Origin of the sequence: Streptomyces sp. NPDC013455, assembly GCF_040632975.1 — a bacterium.
In the GTDB taxonomy this organism is placed as follows: Bacteria; Actinomycetota; Actinomycetes; order Streptomycetales; family Streptomycetaceae; genus Streptomyces.
Genome location: NZ_JBEYCX010000005.1, coordinates 26,574 through 49,581, shown reverse-complemented (window position 1 = coordinate 49,581; position 23,008 = coordinate 26,574). Strand labels below are relative to the sequence as shown.

Below are 23,008 nucleotides of genomic sequence, written 5' to 3'. Positions count from 1 at the left end.
CGCTCACCGTATGGCGCACGGAGCCCACCACGCCCCCCTCCTGCCTCCCCACCCCGACCTGAGCCTCGCCCGCGACTGCGAGCAGTGTCTGGGCTGGGGGACCGTCGTCACCCGTGACGGGGACCACGAGCTGTGCCGCGCGTGCCAGCCCGAGACGGGTGACGACGAGGGCGGGACCGCCTCCGCCTGACCGCTCCTCCCCCGTTCCGCCCGCAGCGCGCCATCTGGCGCGCGCCAGGGTGTTACCTGCGGGTAATCCCGGATGGTTTGATGTGCGGCGCCACTTCGCCCCTTCATCGACAGGGAGATCCAGTGACGCCCTTCGCACCGCGCCGCGCCCTCGCCGCGGCCGTGCTCGCCCTCGCCCTGCCCGCCGCGGCGATCGCCGGGCCGGCACCGGCCGCCGCCGCCGAACCGGCACCGGCGCTGCGGGTCCTGACGTACAACGTCTTCCTCATGAGCAGGAACCTGTACCCCAACTGGGGGCAGGACCACCGGGCCGCGGAGATACCGAAGGCGTCCTTCTTCCAGGGCAACGACGTGGTGATCCTCCAGGAGGCGTTCGACAACTCCGCGTCGGACGCGCTGCGGCGCGCCGCGGCGGCCGGGTACCCGTACCAGACCCCGGTGGTGGGCCGCGGCCGGGACGGCTGGGACGCCACCGGCGGGGCGTACTCCGCCGCCACGCCGGAGGACGGCGGGGTCACCGTGCTGAGCAAGTGGCCGATCCTGCGCCAGGAGCAGTACGTCTACCAGGACGCCTGCGGCGCCGACTGGTGGTCCAACAAGGGCTTCGCCTACGTCGTGCTGAACGTCGGCGGCGCCCGGGTGCACGTCGTCGGCACGCACGCGCAGTCCACGGACCCGGGGTGCGGGGCGGGCGAGGCGGTGCGGACGCGGTCCCGCCAGTTCCGGGCCATCGATGCCTTCCTGGACGCCAAGAACATCCCGGCTGACGAAGAGGTGCTGGTCGCCGGCGACCTGAACGTGGACGCGCGCAGCGCCGAGTACCCGGCCATGCTCGCCGACGCGGGCCTGGCCGGCGCGGACGCCCGCACCGGGCACCCGTACTCCTTCGACACGCACGAGAACTCCATCGCCCGCGACCGCTACCCCGGCGATCCGCGCGAGGACCTGGACCACGTCCTCGCCCGCGCCGGCAACGCCCGGCCGGCCGGGTGGCGCAACGAGGTCGTCCAGGAGCGGTCGGCGCCCTGGACGGTGACGAGCTGGGGGACGCCGTACACGTACACGAACCTCTCCGACCACTACCCGGTCCGCGCCTTCGCCCCCTAGACCGCCCACTAGACCGCCCACTGGGCCGCCCCCTGGGCACGGCACACGGCGGCGGGCCCCGGCCGAAGCCGGGGCCCGCCGCCGTTCCGGAGCGAGTGGCGCGCTACCAGCGGTACCAGCGGCCCCGCCGGCCCCCGGTCCCGGCCGGGCGGACGACGAAGCCGACCAGCCACAGCACGAGCACGATGACCGCGAGCCACCACAGTGCCTTCAGCGCGAAGCCCGCGCCGAAAAGAATCAGAGCCAGCAGAAGAACCAGAAGCAAAGGAACCATGCTTATCAACCTCCGCTACGGCGGGTTCCCGCAAATCTCGCGCTCAGGCCTCCCGATGCGCGGCCGGAATGAATCCGATTTTCTGGTTTGGATGTGAGCGGAGCGGCAATCCGAATGGCGACCGCAGACCGAGTCGACGTTGGGATGTGACACGCGATGGCCGGCAATCAGAAGTCGAAGGCCAAGGCGGAGCAGGCCAAGGGCAAGCTCAAGGAGGCCGCGGGTCGCGCCGTCGGAAACGAGCGCATGGAGGCCGAAGGCCGTATGGAGGGCGCCCGCGGGGACGCCCGGCAGGCGAAGGAGAAGGCGAAGGACACCTTCAAGCACTGAGGGCGTTCACCTTCTCGCGCCGAGTGCGCCGATAGGACGTGTAACGGGTCCGGAAATCCGACGGAAGCGGATTTCCGGACCCGTTCGCGTTGTGCGGAGCCGCCGCGCCGCCCCTCAGCAGGCGTTCATGAGCATCCGGAGGATTCCTTGTGGACGTTCCTTTGACCGGCGGCCGAGCGGGTAGCCGGTCAGGGACGGCACGACCTCCCTGTGCACAGGAAGGGACCCTGACCCCAGAGGAAAAGGGCAACGAGGTATGGACATCCCGCTCAGGACCCACGCGACGACGCAGGAACGCCCCCGAAGCCTGCGCTACAGCCGCACCTGGGAGACCGGCGTGTCGAGCATCGCCGAGGCCAGAGACGCCGTCGCGGCTCTGCTCTCCCGGGCACGGCCCGCCCCGGTGCGACGCTCGGTGCAGGATGCCCAGCTCGTGGTGAGCGAGCTCCTCGCCAACGCGGCCGCGCACGCACCGGGCCGGTGCGCCCTGCTGCTGGAACTGCTGCCCGGAGCCGGTGCGCTGCGCGTCGCCGTGTCGGACACCTCCGGGCAGCCGCCCCGGCGGCGCCCGCCCGACCCCGGACGGGTCGGCGGCCACGGCCTGCACCTGGTGTCGATGCTCTCCCGCGACCTGGAGGTGACCTGGCTCTCCCTCGGCAAGCGGATCACGGCGACCGTGCCGCTTTGCCACGGAACCCCCGGCTGACCGGACGGGCCGGCCCGGATCCGACGGGCCGGCCTGATCCGACGGACCGGCCGGCTCAGTCCACGCGGATTCCGACGATGCAGGTGTCGTCGTCGGTGTCCGACCTGCTGTAGGTGAGCAGCCGGTCGAGCTGCTGGTCCAGGGTGCCGGGCGCGGTGCGCGCCGTGTCCACCAGGTGGGATAGGGACTCCTCCACCGACCGGTCCCGGCGCTCGATCAGGCCGTCGGTGTACATCAGCAGGGTGTCCCCGGCGGCCAGCTGCACCTCCGTCTCCTCGTACCCCGCCTCCGGCACCGCCCCCAGCAGCAGCCCCTTGACCGGGGGCAGTGCGGTGGCCTCCGACTCCCGGACCAGCACCGGCGGCAGATGGCCGGCCCGCGCCCACCGCAGGGTGCGCCGCTCGCCGTCGTACAGGCCGCACACGGCGGTCGCGGTCACGGCGCCCGTCAGATGGTGGGCGACTATGTTCAGCCAGGACAGCAGCTGCGCCGGGCCCGCGCCGGTCACCGCCAGGCCGCGCAGCGCGTTGCGCAGGACGACCATGCTGGTCGCCGCCTCGATACCGTGCCCGGCGACATCGCCGACGCAGAGCAGGACCATCCCGGAGGGCAGCACGACGGCGTCGTACCAGTCGCCGCCGACCAGGTTCTCGGTCTCCGCCGGCCGGTAGCGCACCGCCACGTGGAGGCCGGGCACCCGCAGCGGGGCCTGAGCCGGTGGCATGATCGCGTGCTGCAGCTGGAGGGCGAGCCGGTTGCGCTCGACGGCCTGCTGCTCGGTGTGGGCCAGCTGGTCGCGGGTGGCGGCGAGGGCTACCTCGGTCCAGTGCTGGGCGGAGATGTCCTGGTAGGCGCCGCGGACGACGAAGAGCTGGCCGGCCGTGTCCAGGACGGGTTCGGCGACGACCCGCATGTGCCGGGTCACGCCGTCGGGGCGCAGCAGCCGGAACGCGGCGGAGGCGGGCCTGCGGTGGTGCAGCACGGTCCGCAGGAACCGGCGGAGGGTCACCGCGTCGTCGGGGTGGGCGTGGGCCGGCAGATCCTGCAGGGCGACCGGGGTGCTGGTGGCCGGCCGGCCGTACAGGCTGAACAGCTGGCCGTTCCAGGTGATCTCGCCGGTGAGGAGGTTCTCCTCGAAGCCGCCGATCCGGCCGAGCCGCTGGGCGTGCTGGAGCAGGCTGGCCAGGCGCGCGGCCTCGTCCTCGATGCGCCAGATGAGCAGCACCGCCGTGCCGTGCCGGCTGATGCTGATGTCGGCGACGGCGGACAGCGGCACCTGGTCGACCAGGGCGGTCAGCCGCATCCGGTGGGCGCGGAACGGCTCACCGGTGGCGTAGACGCGCTCCACCCGCTGGAACAGCTCGCTGACGCCGGCGGCCAGCGGATAGGCCTCCAGCAGCAGGGCACCGCCGACGACGGCCCGCGGCCGGCCCGCGGGGTCGAGGAAGCGGTTGTTGACGTGCTGGATGCGGAAGTCGACCAGCTGCCCCGAGTCGTCCAGGTGCGGCACGAGGACCAGGGCCGGATCGTGCAGCCCGTCGGCCAGGTCCATCAGCTCGACCACGTCGGGCAGCAACCTGGGCTCCGGCCCGGTGGCCGGCAGCGCGGACGTCTCCAGGGTGTGCGCGCACAGCTCGGCGAGCGCCTCCACCTGCCGCACCACCGGGCGCGGCAGCGGTTCCTCGGGCTTGGGCCAGGCGATCTCCAGCACCCCGTGGATCCGGCCGCCGGTGCCCGCGGGTACGGCGATGCGCGCGCCGTCGGCGTACTCGCGGCGGCCGATCGTGGGCAGCCCGGACCCGGACAGCGAGGACAGCCACTGTCCTTCCGGCTCGGTCAGGCCGCGCCGGGCCACCGTGGCGACGTCGGGCGGGACGTAGCGCCAGCGGGCGGCCTCGCCCGGCGGGAACCCGGCGCTCCCGGCGAGGGTCAGCGAGCCGTCCGGGCCGGCCGCCCAGATGGCCACGGCCACCGCGCCCAGGGGGCGCAGGGCGTGTTCGAGCAGCGAGTCGGCCATCGCCTGGGTGTCGTCGGCGGCCAGGACACCGCTCTCGGCGGCGCGCAGCCGTACGGCGGCGCTCTCCTCGGCCGGCCCGGACGGGTCCGCGGCGGCCGAGAGGAAGGCCTCGGTGATCTCCGCGACCCGGTCCCGGGCCGCCTGGTTGATGACGTCCACCGCGAACTCCAGCGGCGTCATCTGCGCCTGCGCGGTCAGTTCCGCGAGCTGGCGGGCGGCCTGGGCCGGTCCGCAGCCGAGGCGTTCGACCAGGATGCCCTTGGCCAGTTCGAGGAGCGCCCGGCCCTCGGCCTCGGCCTGCGCGGCCCGTACCTCCTCGCGCAGCCGTTCCACGGTCGCGGCGAGCCGGCCCACCGGGGAGCTGGCCGGGACGTCGGGCACGACCACTTCGACGACGGGGAGTTCGAGGGGCGCACCGGCCGGGGCGTCGGGTCCGGCGGGCGGTTCGTGGGTGGTCACCGGATCGGTACTCCTCGGCCTGTTCGGCCTGCGAAGGGGCGGGCGTGCGGTGCCGTGCTCATGCGGGGAGCCAGCGCCGGACACAGGCGATGAGGTCATGGGTGTCAACGGGTTTCGTGACGTAGTCGCTGGCGCCGGAGGCAAGGCTCTTCTCCCGGTCGCCCTGCATGGCCTTGGCGGTCACCGCGATCACCGGCAGGTCGGCGTACTGCGGCATCCTGCGGATCTCGGCCGTGGCCGTGTAGCCGTCCATCTCGGGCATCATCACGTCCATCAGGACCAGTTCGACGTCCGGGTTGTTCACCAGTGTCTCGATGCCCTTGCGGCCGTTCTCGGCGTGCAGGACGCGGAAGCCGTGCAGTTCGAGGATGCCGCTGAGCGCGAACAGGTTCCGCGCGTCGTCGTCCACGACCAGGATGGTACGCCCGCGGGTCCGCTCGTCGATCAGGTGCGGGGCGGTGCGCTGGGGCTCGTCGCCGCGGACCAGGGTGAGCACCTCGCCGGGCTCCTCGGCGGACAGGTGCAGGGCGATCCGCTCGCGCAGCTCGTCCAGGCTGTAGAGGTACTCCGGGGAACCGCCCGCGGCGGACTCGGCGAGGGGCTCGGTGCGGTGCGAGACGTGGACCAGGACCGGGACGCCGGCCAGGGCCGAGTCGCCGCGCAGGGCCTCCAGGAAGCGCGCCGACTCCCCGCCGGGCATGCCCAGTTCCACCACGACGCAGTGGCAGGGTTCGGCGGCCAGCGCACCGGCGGCCTCCTGGGCGCCGACCGCGGTGATGATGTCGACGGGGGTGCCGCCACCGTCGGCGCGGCCGGAGTCCAGGTCCCCGACCACGCTCTCGGCGACCAGCGTCAGCAGCCCGCGCGGGCGCTCCTCCACGACGAGCAGCCGGCGCGGCCGCTGTCGCCCGTAGGAGGTGGCCGACTGCGGTTCCGGGGCCGCGCCGGGCCCGTGCGTGCCGTCCGCCCGCTCCCCCTCGGCTTCGGCGACCGGGTGCCCGGCCGGCGGGCTCAGCTCGAAGTCGGGCCGCGAGACCGGCAGGAAGAGGGTGAAGGTGCTGCCCTTGCCGGGGGTGCTGTCCACGCTGACGGCGCCGCCGAGCAGATGGGCGATCTCCCGGGTGATCGACAGACCGAGCCCGGTGCCCCCGTACTTGCGGCTCGTGGTGCCGTCGGCCTGCTGGAACGCGCCGAAGATGGTCTCCAGCTGCTGCTCGGGAATGCCGATGCCGGTGTCCGTCACCCGGAAGGCGACGACCGCGCCGCCCCGCACGACGCCCTCGGGCACCTCGTCGTCGGCGGCGGGTTCGACGCGCAGTCCGACGCCGCCCTGTTCGGTGAACTTCACCGCGTTGGACAGCAGGTTGCGCAGGATCTGGCGGAGCCGGGAGTCGTCGGTGAGCAGGTCGGCGGGGGCGCCGGGGGCGGTGGTGACGGTGAAGTCCAGGCTCTTCTGCGTGGTCATCGGCCGGAAGGTGGCCTCGACGTAGTCGATGAGCTGGCGCAGCGGGACGCGCTCGGGCGTGACGTCCATCTTGCCCGCCTCGACCTTCGACAGGTCCAGGATGTCGTTGATGAGCTGGAGCAGGTCGGAGCCGGCGGAGTGGATGATGCCCGCGTACTCGACCTGCTTGGGGGTGAGGTTGCGGGAGGGGTTCTGGGCCAGCAGCTGGGCGAGGATGAGCAGGCTGTTGAGCGGGGTGCGCAGCTCGTGGCTCATGTTGGCGAGGAACTCGGACTTGTACTTCGAGGCGAGCGACAGCTGCTGGGCGCGCGCCTCCAGCTCCTGCCGGGCCTGTTCGATCTGGAGGTTCTTCGCCTCGATGTCCCGGTTCTGCTCGGCGAGCAGCGAGGCCTTCTCCTCCAGTTCGGCGTTGGAGCGCTGCAGTTCTTCCTGGCGGGCCTGCAACTCGGCCGAGCGCGACTGGAGTTCGCTGGTGAGGCGCTGCGACTCCTCCAGCAGTTCGTCGGTGCGGGCGTTGGCGACGATGGTGTTGACGTTGACGCCGATGGTGTCCACCAGCTGCTGGAGGAAATCCCGCTGGACGGGGTTGAACGGGGTCACGGCGGCGAGCTCGATGACGCCGAGGACCTGCTCCTCGAAGACGATGGGCAGCAGCAGCAGCGCGGTGGGCTCCACCTGTCCGAGACCGGAGGAGATGGTGACGTAGCCGGGCGGCAGCTGGTTCACGGCGATGGTGCGCCGGCTGCGCGCGGCCTGGCCGACCAGGGAGCGGCCGAGGGCGAAGCGGACCGGCCGGGTGTCCTCCTCGGGCCGGCCGTAGGAGCCGACGAGCCGCAGCTCGGGCCCGGAGTCGCCGTCCTCGGCGAGGTAGAAGGCGCCGTACTGGGCGGACACCTGGGGCACCAGCTCGTCCATGATGAGCTCGGCGACGACCGGCAGGTCGCGGTGGCCCTGCATGAGGCCGGAGATCCGGGCCAGGTTGGTCTTGAGCCAGTCCTGTTCCTGGTTGGCGCGGGTGGTCTCGCGCAGGGACTCCACCATGGAGTTGATGTTGTCCTTGAGGTCGGCGACCTCACCGGAGGCGTCGACGGTGATGGACCGGGTCAGGTCGCCCTCGGCGACGGCGCTGGCGACGTCGGCGATGGCGCGGACCTGCCGGGTGAGGTTGCCGGCGAGCTCGTTGACGTTCTCGGTGAGCCGCTTCCAGGTGCCGGAGACACCCTCGACCTCGGCCTGGCCGCCGAGCCGGCCCTCGGTGCCCACCTCCCGGGCCACGCGCGTGACCTCGTCGGCGAAGGCGGAGAGCTGGTCGACCATCGTGTTGATGGTGGTCTTCAGTTCGAGGATCTCGCCGCGGGCGTCGACGTCGATCTTCTTCGACAGGTCGCCCTTGGCCACGGCGGTGGTCACCAGCGCGATGTTGCGGACCTGGCCGGTGAGGTTGTTGGCCATGGAGTTGACGTTGTCGGTGAGGTCCTTCCAGGTGCCGGCCACGTTGGGCACGTGGGCCTGGCCGCCGAGCCGGCCCTCGGTACCCACCTCGCGGGCCACCCGGGTCACCTCGTCGGCGAACGCCGAGAGCGTGTCGACCATGGTGTTGATCACATCGGCGAGGGCGGCGACCTCGCCCTTGGCCTCGACGGTGATCTTCTGCGAGAGGTCGCCCCGGGCGACGGCGGTGGCCACCTGGGCGATGGAGCGGACCTGGCCGGTGAGGTTGGAGGCCATCACGTTGACGTTGTCGGTGAGGTCCTTCCAGGTGCCGGCGACCCCGCGCACCTGCGCCTGGCCGCCGAGCCGGCCCTCGGTACCCACCTCCCGGGCCACCCGGGTCACCTCGTCGGCGAACGCCGACAGCTGGTCCACCATCGTGTTGATGGTGTTCTTCAGCTCCAGGATCTCGCCCCGGGCGTCCACCGTGATCTTCTGCGACAGGTCGCCCTGCGCCACCGCGGTGGCCACCTGGGCCACGTTGCGCACCTGGGCCGTCAGGTTCCCGGCCATGAAGTTCACCGAGTCCGTCAGGTCCCGCCAGGTGCCCTTGACGCCCTTGACGTCCGCCTGGCCGCCGAGCCGGCCCTCGGTACCCACCTCCCGGGCCACCCGGGTCACCTCGTCGGCGAACGCCGACAGCTGGTCCACCATCGTGTTGATGGTGCTCTTCAGCTCCAGGATCTCGCCCCGGGCGTCCACCGTGATCTTCTGCGACAGGTCGCCCTGCGCCACCGCGGTCGTCACCTGCGCCACGTTGCGCACCTGGGCCGTCAGGTTCCCGGCCATGAAATTGACCGAGTCCGTCAGGTCCCGCCAGACGCCCGCGACCCCGGGCACCTGGGCCTGGCCGCCGAGCCGGCCCTCGGTACCCACCTCCCGGGCCACCCGGGTCACCTCGTCCGCGAACGCCGACAGCTGGTCCACCATCGTGTTGACGGTTTCCTTCAGCTGGAGGATCTCGCCGCGCGCGGGCACGTCGATCTTCTGGGAGAGGTCGCCCTTGGCCACGGCGGTGGCGACCTGGGCGATGTCGCGGACCTGTGTGGTGAGGTTGCCCGCCATCGCGTTGACGGAGTCGGTCAGATCGGCCCAGGTGCCGGAGACCCCGGGCACCTGCGCCTGACCGCCGAGGGTGCCCTCGGTACCCACCTCGCGGGCCACCCGGGTGACTTCGGAGGTGAAGACGGACAGCTGGTCGACCATGCCGTTGAAGACGGTGGCGATGTCGCCCATCAGTCCGGTGGAGTCGTCCGGCAACCGGGTGCCGAAGTCCCCGTCGCGCACCGCGGTGAGCCCCGCGAGCAGTCTCCTCAGTTCGTGGTCACCCGGGACAGCCTCGGTCGTCCCGGTCGCCTTGCCGGCCATGCGCACCCTCGATCCGCTCCCCAAGAGCCCTCGCGCCGAGGGCTCGGAACCGCGGCCGGGAGCGGTACGCCGCCCGGCCGGTGGTGTGTGCATTTCCGCAGTTCACGGATTTGCATGATGAGAAAAATACGCCGCAGGCTAACCCACCTGGACGGCCTCGGACAAAGTAATCGGCCAACTCGCCAGACGCCTCGAAAAGCTCCTGTGCCGCCAGGTGTGAGAGTGCGACGACCGGGTACTCGAGGAGGTTTGTTCCCCCTCGGTCCACCGGTCACGCGCCCTTCGGTGCCGGAGCGTCCTCGCTGCCGGCGGCCGCCGTCCCGGGCCTGGCCGTGGCCACCGAAACCGCACTGCTGGGCCATGCTCATGCCACAATCACCCTCGTCGTCGCCGTGACCGGGTGGGCGGCGCGCGGGGCGCGGGCATGTGTGGGGGGAACGTGGGGCGGCGCGAAAGCAGCATCGATCCGACGAGAGGGCCCTTGGAGCGGTTCGCTCACGACTTGCGTCTGCTGCGGAAGCGGGCGGGGTCGCCGTCCTACCAGCAGCTGGCGGCGCACACGCATTTCGCGCCGTCCACGCTGGCCGCGTGCGCGTCGGGCAAGCGGCTGCCCAGCGCCGCCGTGCTGCGGGCGTACGTGCTGGCCTGCGGGGGCGATGCCGTGGCGTGGGAGGCCCGCCGGGTGCGCACACGGATCCTGCTGGACACGGGACAGGCGGACGACGCGTCCGGAGCCCCGGCGGCACAGCCGCCGTCGCCTCCCGCCTCGGCGCCGGACGGGGACGACTTCGCGGCGGCGGGCGGTCACGACTTCGCGGGGCCGGGCGGGGCCGTCCCGGCGGGTACGGCCCCTTCCGCCGAACCCGGTGCCGCCCCGTCCGCCGCCACCGGACCCACTGCCGCGCAGCCCGCCGCCACCGACACCACCACCGCCGACACAGCTGCTGCCGGCATCCGCCTCGTGGCGCCGCCCGGACCGCGGCCGGCCGCCCGGCGCGCACGAGGACCGTGGGTGCCGCGCCCGGCCGCGCTGTGGTGGCGTATCGCCGTGCTCGGGCTGCTGCTCTTCGGCTGCGTCGCCTCACAGCTGCGGGCGGCACCGGACACCTCCGCGGCCCTGTCGGCCGACACGTCGAAGTGGCTGAACCCGCGCGCCGCGATACCGGACAGGTACCGGCCCGCCATCGTGCGCGCCGGGACGATGTGCCCCATTCCCCAGATCACGCCCGCCCTCGTCGCCGCGATCCTCGCCGCCGAGAGCGGTTTCGATCCCGACCTGGCCGATCCCGCCGCGCAGGAGTACGGCATCGCCCGCTGGACGCCCCGTGTGCTGCGGTACTACCTGCCCGAGGACCGGCAGGACCGCGTGCCGGTGCCGCCGTTCGACCCCGAGGAGTCGATCCTGGCGCTGGGCCGCATGCTGTGCACGCTCACCCCGCAGCTGGAAGGTGTCGCCGGTGACCCGGTGATGAACCTGGCCGCCGCCTGGCGCACGGCGACCTACGTGGTGCAGAAGGAGAACGGCGTCCCCGAGCGCCTGCGGCCGTACACCGACCGGGTCCGCGGCCACCTGCTGGACTTCGCCCCCGCGCACGGGGCGTGCCTGCCCTACGACGTCGTGGACAGCTCGTACCCGGCGCCCTGTGCGGGTGTGCGGCAGCGGCGGTGAACGGCGCGGCACCGGCGCCGGTGACGCGCTGAGCGCCCGCCGCGCGATGGGCGCGGCGGGCGCTCCGTCCGGCGGACGCTCTGTCCGGCGGACGCTGCGTCCGGCGGTGCGTCGGACGACGTCCCTGTCAGACGACGTTCGGCGGGTCGCCGGGGCGGCGGCTGGCACAGGCCGGCACGTCGTCCAGCCAGGCCGGGCCCTGGATGAAGATGTTGCTGATCCAGCCGCCGTAGTCCGGGAGGTAGGACCAGGCGCTGTTGGTGATCCCTTCGGCCGTCACCGACTCCCCGCGGTCCTGGCACAGGACGCGTACGGTGGTCGGGCCGGTGAAGGTGTGCACCGTGGCGGTGGCCGTCGAGGCGTCGGCCCGCACCTTCACCCCGGACCCCCAGGTGCTGTAACCGGAGTTGCCGACCGGTGCGTCGTTGCCGCCGCAGGGCGGTACGCCGTCGAGCCAGGCCGGGCCCTGGATGAAGATGTTGCTGATCCAGGCCTGTTGGTCGGGCAGGTACGACCAGGCGTCGTTGGTGACGCCCGCGGCCGTCACGGACTCGGCGTGCTGCTGGCACGAGACGGTCACCGTCGTGGGCCCGGAGAACACCGGCCCCAGGGGGGCGGAGGTGCTGGGCCGCTGGCGGGTGTTGACGTCCGAGCCCCAGGTGCTGAACCGTCCGTGGCCCGCGCCCGTGTTGCCGTCGCACGCGGGGACGCCGTCGAGCCACTCGGGGCCCTCGAGGTAGATGTTGCTGACCCAGCCCCGGTAGTCCGGCAGGTACGACCAGGCGTCGTTGGTGTAGCCCTCCGCCGTCACGGACTCGGCCCGCTTCTGGCACTGGACGGCCACGGACATCGGCGCGGAGAAGGTGGCCACGGGTGTGCCCGCGCGGGAGGGCAGTGGCCGTACGTTCACGCCCGAGCCCCATGTCCGGAAGCGTCCCGAGCCCCCTCCCGTGCCGGAGCCGTCGCAGGCGGGCACCCCGTCCAGCCACTCGGGTCCCTGGACGTAGATGTTGCTGATCCAGCCCTGGAAGTCGGGCAGGTACGACCAGGCGTCGTTGGTGTACCCCTCCGCCGTCACGGACTCGGCGTGCTGCTGGCACTTGATGTTGACGGCGGTGGGGCCGTCCAGGGTGAGCACGACGGACGCCGACCGTGAGGCGGAGGCACGGACGTTCACCGAATCGCCCCAGGTGCTGTGCGTCGCCGAACCGCCGCCCGTTCCGGAGTGGGCGAGCCGGATGGCACCGGCGTACCGGTTGTGGCTGCCGAACGCCGACACCATCAACCGGGTGTCCGACTCCCGCGCCTCGACGATCTTCCCGTCGCCCAGGTACATGGCGACATGGGTGATCGGCGCGCCCCAGAAGACCAGGTCACCGGGTTCCAGCGGGGCGGAGCCCTGGGCGGCGGTGAAGCGTTGGGTGGCCGGCAGCTGGAACTCCTGGGCGGCCGTGCGCTGTCCCATGAGGTCGTAACCGACGGCTTTCGCCCAGGCGTAGCGTACGAAGCCCGAGCAATCGAAGCCCTGGCGGTACGGATCGTTCTTGCTGCGTTCGGGGTCCGAGGCGTCGACCAATCCGTAGGTCGGGCCGGGGGCCGGGCCGTGGCCGCCGCCCCAGGTGTACCAGGTGCCCAGTCCGACCTCGCGGCAGGCCCACTCGACGGCCCGGCCCGCGGCGTCGTCGGGCGGGACGACCGTCACGCCGCAGTGGCGGCCCGGGTTCCAGCTGGGGGCCGGCGGCGGGCCGCTGATGCCCTTCATCTGACGCGCGAACCAACTGCCCAGACTCTGCCGGTAGTCGACCTGCCCGCAGCAGCTCTGGTAACTGGTGTGGATCTCGCCGCCGTTCGACCCGCTCTGCCTCGGGTCGCAGACGGGGTCCCCGATGATGCAGAAGTCCAGGCTGCGCCCGGCGATGTCGGAGGGCAGCACCCTGGGTTCGAGGACCCCGCCCTGGGTGGTCTTGTCGGTGGCGCCCGAACGGTAGTCCACGTGCAGTCCGTAGGAGCTGCGGCCGGCGGCGCTGTGCGGGTCGGCCAGCAGCAGTACGGCCCCGATGTGGCCGCGCTCGTCGGCGGACAGCAGGTCGAGCGCGTCGTGCACCACGTTGGCGCCCTGGGAGTAGCCGACCACGCCGATCCGCGAGTCGGGGCAGGTCCCGGCCCAGTACCGCACCACCTGGACGAGCTGCTTGGTCCCGGTGTTGCGGGAGTTGACCCACCGGGAGTCACCGAACCAGGACAGGATGTTGTCCGCGGTGGCGTCGGCGGCCTCGTAGGGCAGCGGGTAGTAGTCGGTGGAGGATCCGCTGAGACCGGCGATCTGGGCCTGCCTGAGGTAGGCGCCGACCCGGTTGCCCATGTGCTCGAGCCCGGGGTACGCCGGGTTCTCGGCGTAGTTCTCCCCCGAGCCGCGGACGCCGATGACGAGGTTCGTCGAGCAGAACAGGGGCAGGCCCTCGTCCCACGGCTGGGCGTCGACGGGCGAGAACCGGGCCGCGTGGGCCGGTGCCGCCGTGACGAGTGGAAGCAGGGTCAGGGCCAGTGCGGCGGTGACCAGCCGCGCGATCCATGTGGCCCACGGGGACAGTCGGCCCTTCAGCACTGCGGTACGCCGTCGATCCAGTTGCTGACGTTGGAGATGTAGTACCCGGCCATGTAGCCGCGGGCACCGCTGGGCGTGCGGACCCACACCCAGTACGGGTTGCCGCCGACCACCTGGGCGCCCTCCTGCTGGCAGTACACCCACACGGACTGCGGGGCGCCCACCGTGCCCTCCACGGTGGGGCAGTTGGCGACGGACGGGTACAGGTAGCAGGTCTCTCCCCCGCCGGCCCGCACGTTGACGCCGGACGCCCACACGCCGTAGTAGCCCTCGCCGTGGCCGTCGGCGTGGGCCACCCCCGCGGCGGACAGGCCCGCGGCGGCCGCGGCGAGCGCCACGGCGCCCACGCTCGCGGCGGTACGCGAGCCGCGCCGGCGGACGGGACCGCCCTGCGCGGAGTGACTTCCTCCGCTTCCTCGCGCGGTCGCGTCTCTTCTCGCACGTGTACGGAACATGTCTGTCTCTCCCCGATGAGATGGGTGATGGCTGCCCGGCCGTCGGCGCGACCGGCGAGCACCACGGCGACCGTGGGCGCCGCCCGCCGCGTCCGGCGGCCGACGCCCATGCAACACGCCACCGGACGCCCGGCGCGGGGAGGTGGAGAATCCGCGGACAATCCGTCGACAACGCGTTCCGGCTCGTCCGGGGAGCCGGGCCGTGCCCGGCCTGCGCACAGGCTCCGGTCCGGCAGCCGCCCCCGGTCCGGGAAGGGACCCCTGGGCGCCGGAAGGGACCCCTGGTCCCGGAAGGAACCCCTGGTCCGGGGGGAAGCCCTAATGCAGGAGGGGCCCCTCGTCGTCCTCGCCCGCGTCGACCAGTCGCTGCTGGGCGCCGAGGCGGTCCGCCAGATCCCGCACTCCGGTGGCCTCCAGCGCGGCGGGCAGCTGGGCCGCCGGGTAGGGCTGGGGGGTGCGCCGCAGCCAGGCGGTGGCCAGACCGGCCCGGGCGGCGCCGTCGATGTCCCAGGGATGCACCGACACCAGCACCACCTCGTCGGCCGGGACGCCCGCGGTCTCCACCGCCTGTGCGTACGCCTCACGGGCGGGCTTCCAGCGGCCCACCGCCGCGACGTCGAGATGCGTCTCGAAGCAGTCGGTCAGCCCGGCCCGGCCCAGGACCGCGCGGGCGGTGTCGGCGGAGCCGTTCGTCAAGGTCACCAGGCGGAAGCCGGCGGCCCGCAGGGCCCGTACGCCGCCCGGCACGTCCGGACGCAGGGGCAGCTCGCGCAGTCCGGCCAGGACGTGGTCGGCGGCGGCCTCGGGGTCGGTCACGCCCGGCGTGCCCATCGCCAGCGTGCGCAGCCCGTCCCGGGCCACGGCGGCGAACGGGGCCCGGCCGCCGGCCAGCGTCAGGGCGACCCCGTCCCGCAGCACCCCGGCGTACCAGGCCGGCAGCAGCCGGCCGGGCAGGCCCGCCTCCGCCAGACGGGTGCCGAGCGCGGAGAGATCGGTGAGCGTCTCGTCGACGTCGAACACGACGACGTGCGCGCGGTGGTCACCGGGCATGGGGCTCACCGTCGCGCACCTGCGTCCCCGGCGCCGCCGTCCCGCGTGCGACGCTCCCGTCCTTCGCCCGGGACCGTGACCACATGACGACCATACCGCCGCATACCGGCACGGATACACCGCAGGCGGCAGGGGTACGCCTCCGGGGGCCGGGCGGCTTCGCTGCGGCGGCCGGGCTCCGCGGGGTGTCCTGGTCTGTCCGTCCTGGTGCCGGCCGCTGCTCCGTGCCGCCGCTGTCCCCTTCGGTCCGGCCCGGCCCCTGTGCGGCGCCCGCACGGGCTGCGCCCCTCGTCTGCCGTGGCGTTCGGCGGGCCGTCCGGCGCCCCGGGAAGGACGTTGACGGAGCCACGGCCCGGGTACTCGGCGGCGCATGGACGACCACGACCGCAAGCGCCAGGACGAGAACGCGACCGAGGCGGAGCGGGCCGCACGCCGGCAGCGTGAGGCGGACCGCGAACGCGCAGGCTCCGAGCCCTTCGACTACCCCTACCCGGAGCGCCGGGCGGGGGTCCGGGCCCGGCGCCACATCAGCGAGGCGGCGGCCGCCGCGGACACACCGCCGGGGATTCCCGGCGGCTACGGCACCACGGGCGGCGGACAGCCCGGCGCCACCGGTGCCGCCCACCCGCCGGCCCCGGGCCGCCGTGCCACGGCGGCGGGCACACCGGCCGCCGAGCCGGGCAGCGACGACGAGGGACCGGTGAACCGCTCGAAGGACTGACACCGCCGAAGGACTGACACCGCCGGGCCGGCCCCCGCACACCCGGCTGAGCAATCGCGCCCGGCCGAGCGGCCCGTCCGCCGCCCCCGGCCGAGCGGCCCACCCTTGCCCCGGCCCGCCCCCGGCCGAGCGGCCCACCCTTGCCCCGGCCCGCGCCCGCACGGCCCACCGCTGCCCCGGCCCGCCCCCGCACGGCTCACGGGGCTCCGGTCGGCCACGGCCGGTCGTCGCGGTGGTCACTGCTCTCGGCGGCGCTCTGCGGGCGGGGCGGCGGGGCCTCGCCCGCGTTGAGGTGCTCCAGGACCTCGACCAGTTCCTGACACGCGTGCTCCACCGAGCGCCGGGTGTTGCGCTGCTCGGTGATCACGGCGGACAGCAGCAGCGCGGTCAGGGCCATGGCGCCGTTGAACGCCTGCAGCTTCAGCATGACCTCGATCCGGTTCAGCCCCGCGAACGCCCCGTGGCGGTCCGTCGCCGCGACGGTGGCCGTCACGGACGTCAGCAGCACGCAGAGCGCACTGCCCACCAGCTGGAAACGCAGGGCCGCCCAGATGATGAGCGGGTAGACGAGGAAGAGCATGCTGATGGGGCTGTAGGCGGCCAGCGGGATGAGCAGGCAGGCGACGACGGCCAGCGCGGTCGCCTCCTTCCAGCGCCGCAGCGGCAGCGGTCTGCGGGCGCCGCTGAGCAACAGCAGCAGCGGGGTGACGATCAGAACACCCATCGCGTCGCCGACCCACCAGGCGAGCCAGACGGTCCAGAAGCTGTGGGCGGGCAGGCTGTTGTTGAGCACGAGGAGGCCGACGCCGACGGTCGCGCTGATCAGCATGGCGCCCAGCGCGGCCAGGAACACCAGGGCGAGGCCGTCGCGCAACCGGCTCAGACCGGTGCGGAAGCCGGCCCGGCGCAGCAGCAGGGCCGCGCACACGGGGGCGGCGGTGTTGCCGAAGAGGATGACGAGGACGTCGGGGCCGGGTGTGGTGAGGGACAGGACGGAGAAGAAGGCGCCCAGGGTGATGCCGGGCCAGCAGCGCAGGCCGAGGATCAGCAGCGCGGCGACGGCGACGCCGGTGGGCGGCCAGACGGGGGTGACGATGGCGCCCTCGACGGTCAGCTGACGCAGCAGGCCGAGCCGGGCCGCCGCGTAGTAGCAGGCGGCGACGGCCAGTACCTGGACGGCGCGTCCGCCCGGCCGGCGCAGCTGCTCGATACCCACCACAGCAGCAATCTCACACCGGTGGCCGCCGGTCGGCGAGGCGAGACCCGTTCCGGACCGGCCCTCCGGCTGAATACCGGGCCGTAGCGGGCCCGGACCCGAGCGGAACCGGATCTGAGCGGAACCGGACCCGAGCGGAACCGGCCGCGAGCGGTACCCCGAGCGGATCCGGCCGGGCCGGTCTCCGGTCAGGGTGCCCCGCCGATTCCGTCGAGGCCCACGACCAGGACGGCCGCGTCGTCCTCGTGCCCGACGCTCTCGGCGCCCTTGATCACGGCCGCTGCGAGCGCGTGCGCCTCCAGGCCGGCGACGGCGGCGATGCCCGCGAGCCGTACCACCTGGTCCAGACCGTCCTCGATGTTGAGCGACGGCCCCTCCACGACTCCGTCGGTGAGCAGGACGAACACCCCGCCGGTGGTCAGCCGGTGCCGGGTGACCGCGAACTCCATGCCCTGCTCGATGCCGAGCGGCGGCCCGCCCTCGTCGTCGACGACGCCGGACTTCCCGTCGGCCGTGGCCCACACGAACGGGATGTGGCCGGCGCGGGCGCTCTCCAGCACGCCGGTGGCCGGGTCGAGCCGCATGAAGGTGCAGGTGGCGAAGAGGTCGCTGCCCAGGGAGAGCAGCAGGTCGTTGGTGCGGGCGAGGAGTTCACCCGGCTCGCCGGTGACCGAGGCGAGCGCCCGCAGTCCGGCCCTGACCTGGCCCATGAAGGCGGCGGCCTCGATGTTGTGGCCCTGTACGTCGCCGATGGCGAGCCCGATCCGGCCGTCCGGCATGACAAAGGCGTCGTACCAGTCGCCGCCCACGTTGAGACCGCGGTTGGCGGGCGCGTACCGGACCGCGAGACGCAGGCCCGGTACGGCGGGAAGGTCCCGGGGCAGCATGCCGCGCTGGAGGGCGATGGCCAGCTCGACCTGGGTGCGCTGCTGCTCCGCGCGCTGGCGCGCCTGGGCGGTGAGCGAACCGAGTCGGGACAGCAGCTCGTCGCCTTCGTCCGTGGAGCGCTTGCTGGGCATCGATCACTTCCGGGGCGGTGACTGGCCGACCGCCTGCGTTATCGGCAAATGCCTAGATTTTACCCATTTAGGGTGATCGCGCCCAGGGGGTGATCGGGCCGGGGCCCGCAGCCGGACCCCGCGCCGCCGTTCGGTCAGCGGACCTCGGAGTCGATGCCGGTGATCACGGCGGGCCCGAGCGGTGCGGACCGCTCGTCCAGGCCGGCGTCGCGCAGCGCGGAGTGCGCCAGCCGGTGCGCCGCCTCCTCGGCGTGCGGGCCGGTGTCCGCCTCGACGGTCAGGCGCAGGGTGAACGTGTTGTCCTCGTTGACACTGAGCACGTCCAGGTCCTCCGCGCTGCCCATCTTCGTGCCGTGCGGATCGGCGGGCCGCAGCGCCTGGGCCAGCCGGGTGCGGGTACCGGCCTCGACCCCGGTGGTGAAGGTGCCGGGGACGCTGATCACATAGGTCGTCATGGGACGGTCCTTTCCTCGGGCGTACCCCCGCCTACCCCGATTCCCGGCCTTCGCACAGTGGACGGCGGGACCCCCACGGGATCTCCCCGCCCACCCCCCCCGCCCGCTGCCCTCGCCCGCCCCGTCCCGCCCCTGCCCGTTCCCCTCGCCCCGCCCCGCCCCCGCCCCCCGTCCCCCGTCCCCGTCCCCGTCACCCGGACGGTGGACGTGCCCGTGTCGGCTCCGGGGCCGGGCGGGGCGCCGGTGGGACATTACGGATGCGGCCTCGGTCCGCTCCCCTACCGTCCCCGTCAACGAAGGACACCCTCATGCGCCTGTGTCGTCCGCTCGCCGCCGTGCTCGGCGGTGTGGCCCTCGTCCTGACCACCACCGGTTCCGCGCTCGCCGCCGACGGCACGTTCGTCTGGGTCGGGCCCCAGGGCAAGGCGTACGCCCTCGACAACCCTCCGGACAACAAGTGCTTCGACATGGCCCAGGAGGCGCGCGGCGCCCGGAACTCGACGAAGAAGCCGCTCGTCGTCTACACGCAGAAGAAGTGCAAGGGATCGGCGACGCGCCTCGCCCCGGGCAAGTCGGCGCCCAGCGGCGCGCGCTTCGCCAGCGTGATTTTCAACCCGCGCTGACCCCGCTCCGCGCCGAGGGGGGCGCGAGCCCCCCTCAGATCCAGCCGTCCAGCGCTCCCATGAAGCCCTTGAAGTCGTCCCGGTACACGGTGTGCCCGGCACCTTCCACGGTACGGACCTCGAAGCCCCGCCGCGTCAACTCCTCGGCCCGTCCGGGCCGTACGAGCGCGCCCGTGCCGGCCAGCACCACCAGCGAGGGCACCACCGGGTACTCCGGTGTCCGGTCGACCGCGAAGATCTCCGGGTGCACGCGAGCCGTGTCCGGGTCCCAGTCGGCGAGCGTGGCCATCTCCACGTCCAGGTCGTCGTCGTCCCAGCCCGGGTTGAGGCCGCTGATCATCGCGCGCGGCGCGGTCTTGAAGACGGTGAAGTACACGGCCGCTTCGGCCACCTTCCCGCGCAGGTCCCAGGCCGGGTCGCAGTAGACCGCCCGGGCGGGCGCCAGCCGTTCGACGGCCCCGGCCAGCGCCAGGGCTCCCAGCGAGTGGCCGATCGCCAGCTCGGGACGCTCCGGCAGGGTCTCGACCAGGTCGCCCGCCCAGCTCTCGGGGCTGTACTCGCCCCGGCCGCTCTTGCCGTGGCCGCGCAGGTCGACCCCGATGACCCGGTATCCCTTGTCCGCCAGGACAGGTGCGACCCGGTGCCAGGTGCGGTGGTCGGACATCAGCCCGTGCACGAGGACGGCGACCCGGTCGCCGGTCCCCCACTCGTGCGTGTGCAGCCTCATCGGCGATCCTCCCCGTGGATTGACTCGGATCATGCCATCACGGGACGCGCCGCATCCACCCGTGCCGGGCGGTCACCGCGCGCCGGACCGGTGAACATCCGACGGCGTCCGCGCGTTCGCGCGTTCGCTCGTTCCCGTCTCCGTCTCCGTTCCGGGCGCTCACAGCGGGGAGTGGGCCACCGCCGTCACATAGGCGCCGCACAGCAGGGAGACCAGGACGAGGGCGCCGTAGACGACCAGCGCCTGGGGCCGGCGCAGCCACCAGGTGCGGGTGAGCGCCCGGGCCGCCGGGATGAGCAGCGGGAAGGCGGGCAGCAGGAAGCGCGGCTTGGAGGAGAAGGAGCCGGAGCCGCCGACCACGAGCAGCACCAGGACCCCGGCGAAGACCAGCAGCGCGAGCGGGGCGCGCTCCAGGCACAGCAGCGTGAACAGCAGGACGCCCACCGCGACGGTCAGCAGCGCGGCCGGGTACACGACGTTCCCGCCGTGCAGCAGCAGGGCCTTGAGGAAGCGCAGGGAGCCGGCTCCGAAGTCGAAGCGTGACCCCCAGGCAGCCTGGACGGTGAAGTAGCCGCCGAGGAGGTCTCCCGTCCGGCCGCCCACCCAGAGCACGTAGCCGGTCCAGCCCAGGGGTGCCAGGAGCGCACCGGCCCAGACGCGCGCCGGGGCCCGTCCCCGCCGCCGCAGCGCCTCGTGTGCGGCAGCGGTGCAGACGGCCGCCGCCACGGCGAAGCCGCTGGGCCGGGCCAGGCCGGCCAGCGCGGCCAGGGTGCCGGCCCACAGCCAGCGGTCTTTGAGGACGCAGTACAGGGACCAGGCGGCGAGCGCGGCGAACAGCGACTCGGTGTAGGCGATGGTCAGTTCCACCGCGTGCGGCAGGGCGGCCCACAGGGCGACCAGCGTGGTGGCGGCCCCCCGGCCGTACAGGTGGTGGCCGACGAGGTAGACGCCGTGCGCGGCCACGCCCGCGGCCGTCCAGGCCAGGAGCAGCGCGGCCTGGCCCGGGGTGAGCGGCAGCACGGCGGTCAGCGCTCTGATGAGCGCCGGGTAGAGCGGGAAGAAGGCCCAGTCGGTCTGCACCGCGCCCTGCGGGCTGATCCAGATCAGGTCGCCGTAGCCGTGGGTGGCGATGTGCAGGTACCAGCGGGAGTCCCAGGCGTGGGCCAGGTTGCCGACGAGTGGGTGCCCCCTGAGGTGGTTGGTGAGGATGACGGCGAGGATTCCGGTGAGCCGGACGGCCGCGAACAGGGCGAGTGCCGGCAGCAGCCCGGGGGGCGCGCCGGAACCGGTCGGCCGGGGCGGCCGGGGCCGGCTCAGCGGTCCGGCGGGCGCCGTCGGCTCGGGCCGCGGGGCGGAGGAGGTGCGCACACCTGCGACCTTGGGCACGCCGGGGAGGACGCGCAATCCGCGACCCGGGTTTCTCGCGTACTTCCACCTGGATTCAGGAGGGGTTACGGCGATCCGGCCGAGTCCGCGCGGTGTGTGCGGGAGGGCCTGCCGATCCCCGAAAAGCGTGTGGTTATCATATGAGCGCTGCCTAGCTCGAAAGATGGATCTTGTGACTGTCAACGACGACTCGTTCACCAACTGGAAGATCCGCGAAGAGATCGCGGAGTCGATGATCCCGCTCATCGGGAAGCTGCACCGCGAGCGGGACGTGACCGTCCTGCTGCACAGCCGCTCCCTGGTGAACAAGTCGGTGGTCAGCATCCTGAAGACCCACCGCTTCGCCCGGCAGATCGCGGGCGCGGAGCTGTCGGTCACCGAGACCATGCCGTTCCTGGAGGCCCTGACCACCCTGGACCTCGGGCCCTCCCAGATCGACCTCGGCATGCTGGCCACCATGTACGCGGCCGACGACCGCGGCCTGAGCGTGGAGCAGTTCACGGCCGAGGCCGTCGCCGGCGCCACGGGCGCGAACAAGATCGACCGCCGTCAGCCGCGTGACGTCGTCCTCTACGGCTTCGGCCGCATCGGCCGCCTCGTCGCCCGCCTCCTCATCGAGAAGGCCGGCTCGGGCAACGGCCTGCGGCTGCGCGCCATCGTGGTGCGCGGCGGCGGTGGCCGGGCCGCGGAGGACCTCGTCAAGCGCGCCTCGCTGCTGCGCCGCGACTCCATCCACGGCCAGTTCCAGGGCACGATCACCGTGGACGAGGACCGCAGCACGATCGTGGCCAACGGCAACGAGATCAAGGTGATCTACGCCGACGACCCCTCGCACGTGGACTACACCGAGTACGGCATCCGGGACGCCATCCTCATCGACAACACCGGCAAGTGGCGCGACCGCGAGGGCCTGTCCAAGCACCTGCGCCCCGGCATCCAGAAGGTCGTGCTGACCGCGCCGGGCAAGGGCGACGTCCCGAACATCGTGCACGGCGTCAACCACGACACCGTCAAGCCGGACGAGCAGATCCTGTCCTGCGCCTCGTGCACCACCAACGCGATCGTCCCGCCGCTGAAGGCGATGGACGACGAGTACGGCGTGCTGCGCGGGCACGTGGAGACCGTCCACTCGTTCACCAACGACCAGAACCTGCTGGACAACTACCACAAGTCCGAGCGCCGTGGCCGCTCCGCGCCGCTCAACATGGTGATCACCGAGACCGGTGCCGCCTCCGCCGTCGCCAAGGCGCTGCCCGACCTCAAGGCGAAGATCAGCGGCAGCTCGATCCGCGTCCCGGTGCCGGACGTCTCGATCGCGATCCTCAACCTCCAGCTGGCCCGCGAGGCCACCCGCGAGGAGGTCCACGACTACCTGCGCGAGGTGTCGCTGACCTCGCCGCTGAAGCGCCAGATCGACTTCATCACGGCGCCCGACGCGGTCTCCAGCGACTTCATCGGCTCGCGCCACGCCTCGATCGTGGACGCCGGCGCCCTGAAGGTCGACGGTGACAACGCGATCCTCTACCTCTGGTACGACAACGAGTTCGGCTACTCCTGCCAGGTCGTCCGCGTCGTCCAGCACGTGTCGGGCGTGGAGTACCCGACGTTCCCGGCGACGGCGGTCTGATCCGCCACGCTCCGAGGACCCGTACGGCCGCCGACCGGGGTTTCCGGTC

Annotated in this window: 19 protein-coding genes; 8 read left to right on the top strand and 11 right to left on the bottom strand. The window is 73.0% G+C overall.

Annotated features, from left to right (window positions below; all coding sequences use genetic code 11):
* Positions 1–10 precede the first annotated feature (10 nt).
* Positions 11–190 (top strand): hypothetical protein, encoded by a 180-nt coding sequence (locus ABZ576_RS10650; RefSeq protein WP_360738533.1) that lies wholly within the window; start codon positions 11–13, stop codon positions 188–190.
* A gap of 122 nt (positions 191–312) precedes the next feature.
* Entirely contained in the window at positions 313–1,296 is a 984-nt protein-coding gene (sph, locus tag ABZ576_RS10645) for a sphingomyelin phosphodiesterase (RefSeq protein WP_360738531.1), read from the top strand.
* 103 nt (positions 1,297–1,399) lie between these two features.
* On the opposite strand, the gene ABZ576_RS10640 is transcribed toward sph, so the two are convergent.
* A complete protein-coding gene (locus ABZ576_RS10640) occupies positions 1,400–1,570 on the bottom strand; it encodes a hydrophobic protein (RefSeq protein WP_360738529.1) in 171 nt (56 codons plus the stop codon).
* 156 nt (positions 1,571–1,726) lie between these two features.
* Here ABZ576_RS10640 and ABZ576_RS10635 point away from each other — a divergent pair, with 156 nt between their 5' ends.
* On the top strand, positions 1,727–1,900 hold the full coding sequence (locus tag ABZ576_RS10635) for a CsbD family protein (protein ID WP_360738526.1): 174 nt from the start codon (positions 1,727–1,729) through the stop codon (positions 1,898–1,900).
* 256 nt (positions 1,901–2,156) lie between these two features.
* On the top strand, positions 2,157–2,606 hold the full coding sequence (locus ABZ576_RS10630) for an ATP-binding protein (RefSeq protein ID WP_360738523.1): 450 nt from the start codon (positions 2,157–2,159) through the stop codon (positions 2,604–2,606).
* 55 nt (positions 2,607–2,661) lie between these two features.
* Here the strand turns inward: ABZ576_RS10630 and ABZ576_RS10625 are convergent, their stop codons facing one another.
* Positions 2,662–5,010 carry a SpoIIE family protein phosphatase gene (locus ABZ576_RS10625; RefSeq protein ID WP_360739133.1) on the bottom strand — a complete coding sequence of 783 codons (2,349 nt, stop codon included), beginning with the start codon at positions 5,008–5,010 and terminating at the stop codon, positions 2,662–2,664.
* Between the two features lie 130 nt (positions 5,011–5,140).
* Positions 5,141–9,406, bottom strand: coding sequence for a HAMP domain-containing protein (locus ABZ576_RS10620; protein WP_360738521.1), 4,266 nt, complete (start codon positions 9,404–9,406; stop codon positions 5,141–5,143).
* A 502-nt stretch (positions 9,407–9,908) separates the two neighbouring features.
* On the opposite strand from ABZ576_RS10620, the gene ABZ576_RS10615 reads away from it, so the two are divergent.
* The gene (locus tag ABZ576_RS10615) at positions 9,909–11,075 is read left to right on the top strand and encodes a hypothetical protein (protein ID WP_360738518.1); all 1,167 of its coding nucleotides are present in this window, start codon (positions 9,909–9,911) and stop codon (positions 11,073–11,075) included.
* Between the two features lie 127 nt (positions 11,076–11,202).
* On the opposite strand, the gene ABZ576_RS10610 is transcribed toward ABZ576_RS10615, so the two are convergent.
* The 3 genes from ABZ576_RS10610 to ABZ576_RS10600 all read right to left on the bottom strand — a co-directional run bounded on the left by ABZ576_RS10610 (position 11,203) and on the right by ABZ576_RS10600 (position 15,185).
* Complete coding sequence (locus ABZ576_RS10610) at positions 11,203–13,680, bottom strand: cutinase family protein (RefSeq protein WP_360738516.1); 2,478 nt, start codon at positions 13,678–13,680, stop codon at positions 11,203–11,205.
* A complete protein-coding gene (locus tag ABZ576_RS10605) occupies positions 13,674–14,135 on the bottom strand; it encodes a hypothetical protein (RefSeq protein WP_360738513.1) in 462 nt (153 codons plus the stop codon). Before ABZ576_RS10605 ends, ABZ576_RS10610 begins: the two co-directional genes overlap by 7 nt.
* A gap of 318 nt (positions 14,136–14,453) precedes the next feature.
* A complete protein-coding gene (locus ABZ576_RS10600) occupies positions 14,454–15,185 on the bottom strand; it encodes a haloacid dehalogenase type II (RefSeq protein WP_360738511.1) in 732 nt (243 codons plus the stop codon).
* 370 nt (positions 15,186–15,555) lie between these two features.
* On the opposite strand from ABZ576_RS10600, the gene ABZ576_RS10595 reads away from it, so the two are divergent.
* Positions 15,556–15,906: a hypothetical protein gene (locus ABZ576_RS10595; RefSeq protein ID WP_360738508.1), complete on the top strand. Its 351-nt coding sequence runs from the start codon at positions 15,556–15,558 to the stop codon at positions 15,904–15,906.
* Between the two features lie 196 nt (positions 15,907–16,102).
* Here the strand turns inward: ABZ576_RS10595 and ABZ576_RS10590 are convergent, their stop codons facing one another.
* The 3 genes from ABZ576_RS10590 to ABZ576_RS10580 form a co-directional block, all read right to left on the bottom strand.
* Positions 16,103–17,125 carry an MASE1 domain-containing protein gene (locus ABZ576_RS10590; protein ID WP_360738506.1) on the bottom strand — a complete coding sequence of 341 codons (1,023 nt, stop codon included), beginning with the start codon at positions 17,123–17,125 and terminating at the stop codon, positions 16,103–16,105.
* 185 nt (positions 17,126–17,310) lie between these two features.
* Positions 17,311–18,141 (bottom strand): PP2C family protein-serine/threonine phosphatase, encoded by an 831-nt coding sequence (locus tag ABZ576_RS10585; protein WP_360738504.1) that lies wholly within the window; start codon positions 18,139–18,141, stop codon positions 17,311–17,313.
* A gap of 134 nt (positions 18,142–18,275) precedes the next feature.
* Positions 18,276–18,596: a hypothetical protein gene (locus ABZ576_RS10580; RefSeq protein ID WP_360738501.1), complete on the bottom strand. Its 321-nt coding sequence runs from the start codon at positions 18,594–18,596 to the stop codon at positions 18,276–18,278.
* Between the two features lie 308 nt (positions 18,597–18,904).
* Here ABZ576_RS10580 and ABZ576_RS10575 point away from each other — a divergent pair, with 308 nt between their 5' ends.
* The gene (locus ABZ576_RS10575; RefSeq protein WP_360738499.1) at positions 18,905–19,219 is read left to right on the top strand and encodes a hypothetical protein; all 315 of its coding nucleotides are present in this window, start codon (positions 18,905–18,907) and stop codon (positions 19,217–19,219) included.
* Between the two features lie 34 nt (positions 19,220–19,253).
* Here ABZ576_RS10575 and ABZ576_RS10570 read toward each other — a convergent pair whose 3' ends face one another.
* Together ABZ576_RS10570 and ABZ576_RS10565 are read right to left on the bottom strand one after the other, a co-directional pair.
* Positions 19,254–19,946 carry an alpha/beta hydrolase gene (locus tag ABZ576_RS10570; protein ID WP_360738497.1) on the bottom strand — a complete coding sequence of 231 codons (693 nt, stop codon included), beginning with the start codon at positions 19,944–19,946 and terminating at the stop codon, positions 19,254–19,256.
* Positions 19,947–20,105: 159 nt separating this feature from the next.
* Positions 20,106–21,332 carry a hypothetical protein gene (locus tag ABZ576_RS10565; RefSeq protein WP_360738495.1) on the bottom strand — a complete coding sequence of 409 codons (1,227 nt, stop codon included), beginning with the start codon at positions 21,330–21,332 and terminating at the stop codon, positions 20,106–20,108.
* Between the two features lie 172 nt (positions 21,333–21,504).
* On the opposite strand from ABZ576_RS10565, the gene ABZ576_RS10560 reads away from it, so the two are divergent.
* Positions 21,505–22,959, top strand: coding sequence for a glyceraldehyde-3-phosphate dehydrogenase (locus ABZ576_RS10560; RefSeq protein WP_360739132.1), 1,455 nt, complete (start codon positions 21,505–21,507; stop codon positions 22,957–22,959).
* Positions 22,960–23,008 lie beyond the last annotated feature (49 nt).

What these genes read in the sequence shown, in the direction of transcription:
- ABZ576_RS10650 (WP_360738533.1), top strand. Translation starts at nt 11, where the DNA reads ATGGCGCACGGAGCCCACCACGCCCCCCTCCTGCCTCCCCACCCCGAC.
- ABZ576_RS10640 (WP_360738529.1), bottom strand. Translation starts at nt 1,570, where the DNA reads ATGGTTCCTTTGCTTCTGGTTCTTCTGCTGGCTCTGATTCTTTTCGGC.
- ABZ576_RS10635 (WP_360738526.1), top strand. Translation starts at nt 1,727, where the DNA reads ATGGCCGGCAATCAGAAGTCGAAGGCCAAGGCGGAGCAGGCCAAGGGC.
- ABZ576_RS10630 (WP_360738523.1), top strand. Translation starts at nt 2,157, where the DNA reads ATGGACATCCCGCTCAGGACCCACGCGACGACGCAGGAACGCCCCCGA.
- ABZ576_RS10620 (WP_360738521.1), bottom strand. Translation starts at nt 9,406, where the DNA reads ATGGCCGGCAAGGCGACCGGGACGACCGAGGCTGTCCCGGGTGACCAC.
- ABZ576_RS10605 (WP_360738513.1), bottom strand. Translation starts at nt 14,135, where the DNA reads ATGTTCCGTACACGTGCGAGAAGAGACGCGACCGCGCGAGGAAGCGGA.
- ABZ576_RS10600 (WP_360738511.1), bottom strand. Translation starts at nt 15,185, where the DNA reads ATGCCCGGTGACCACCGCGCGCACGTCGTCGTGTTCGACGTCGACGAG.
- ABZ576_RS10595 (WP_360738508.1), top strand. Translation starts at nt 15,556, where the DNA reads ATGGACGACCACGACCGCAAGCGCCAGGACGAGAACGCGACCGAGGCG.
- ABZ576_RS10585 (WP_360738504.1), bottom strand. Translation starts at nt 18,141, where the DNA reads ATGCCCAGCAAGCGCTCCACGGACGAAGGCGACGAGCTGCTGTCCCGA.
- ABZ576_RS10580 (WP_360738501.1), bottom strand. Translation starts at nt 18,596, where the DNA reads ATGACGACCTATGTGATCAGCGTCCCCGGCACCTTCACCACCGGGGTC.
- ABZ576_RS10575 (WP_360738499.1), top strand. Translation starts at nt 18,905, where the DNA reads ATGCGCCTGTGTCGTCCGCTCGCCGCCGTGCTCGGCGGTGTGGCCCTC.
- ABZ576_RS10570 (WP_360738497.1), bottom strand. Translation starts at nt 19,946, where the DNA reads ATGAGGCTGCACACGCACGAGTGGGGGACCGGCGACCGGGTCGCCGTC.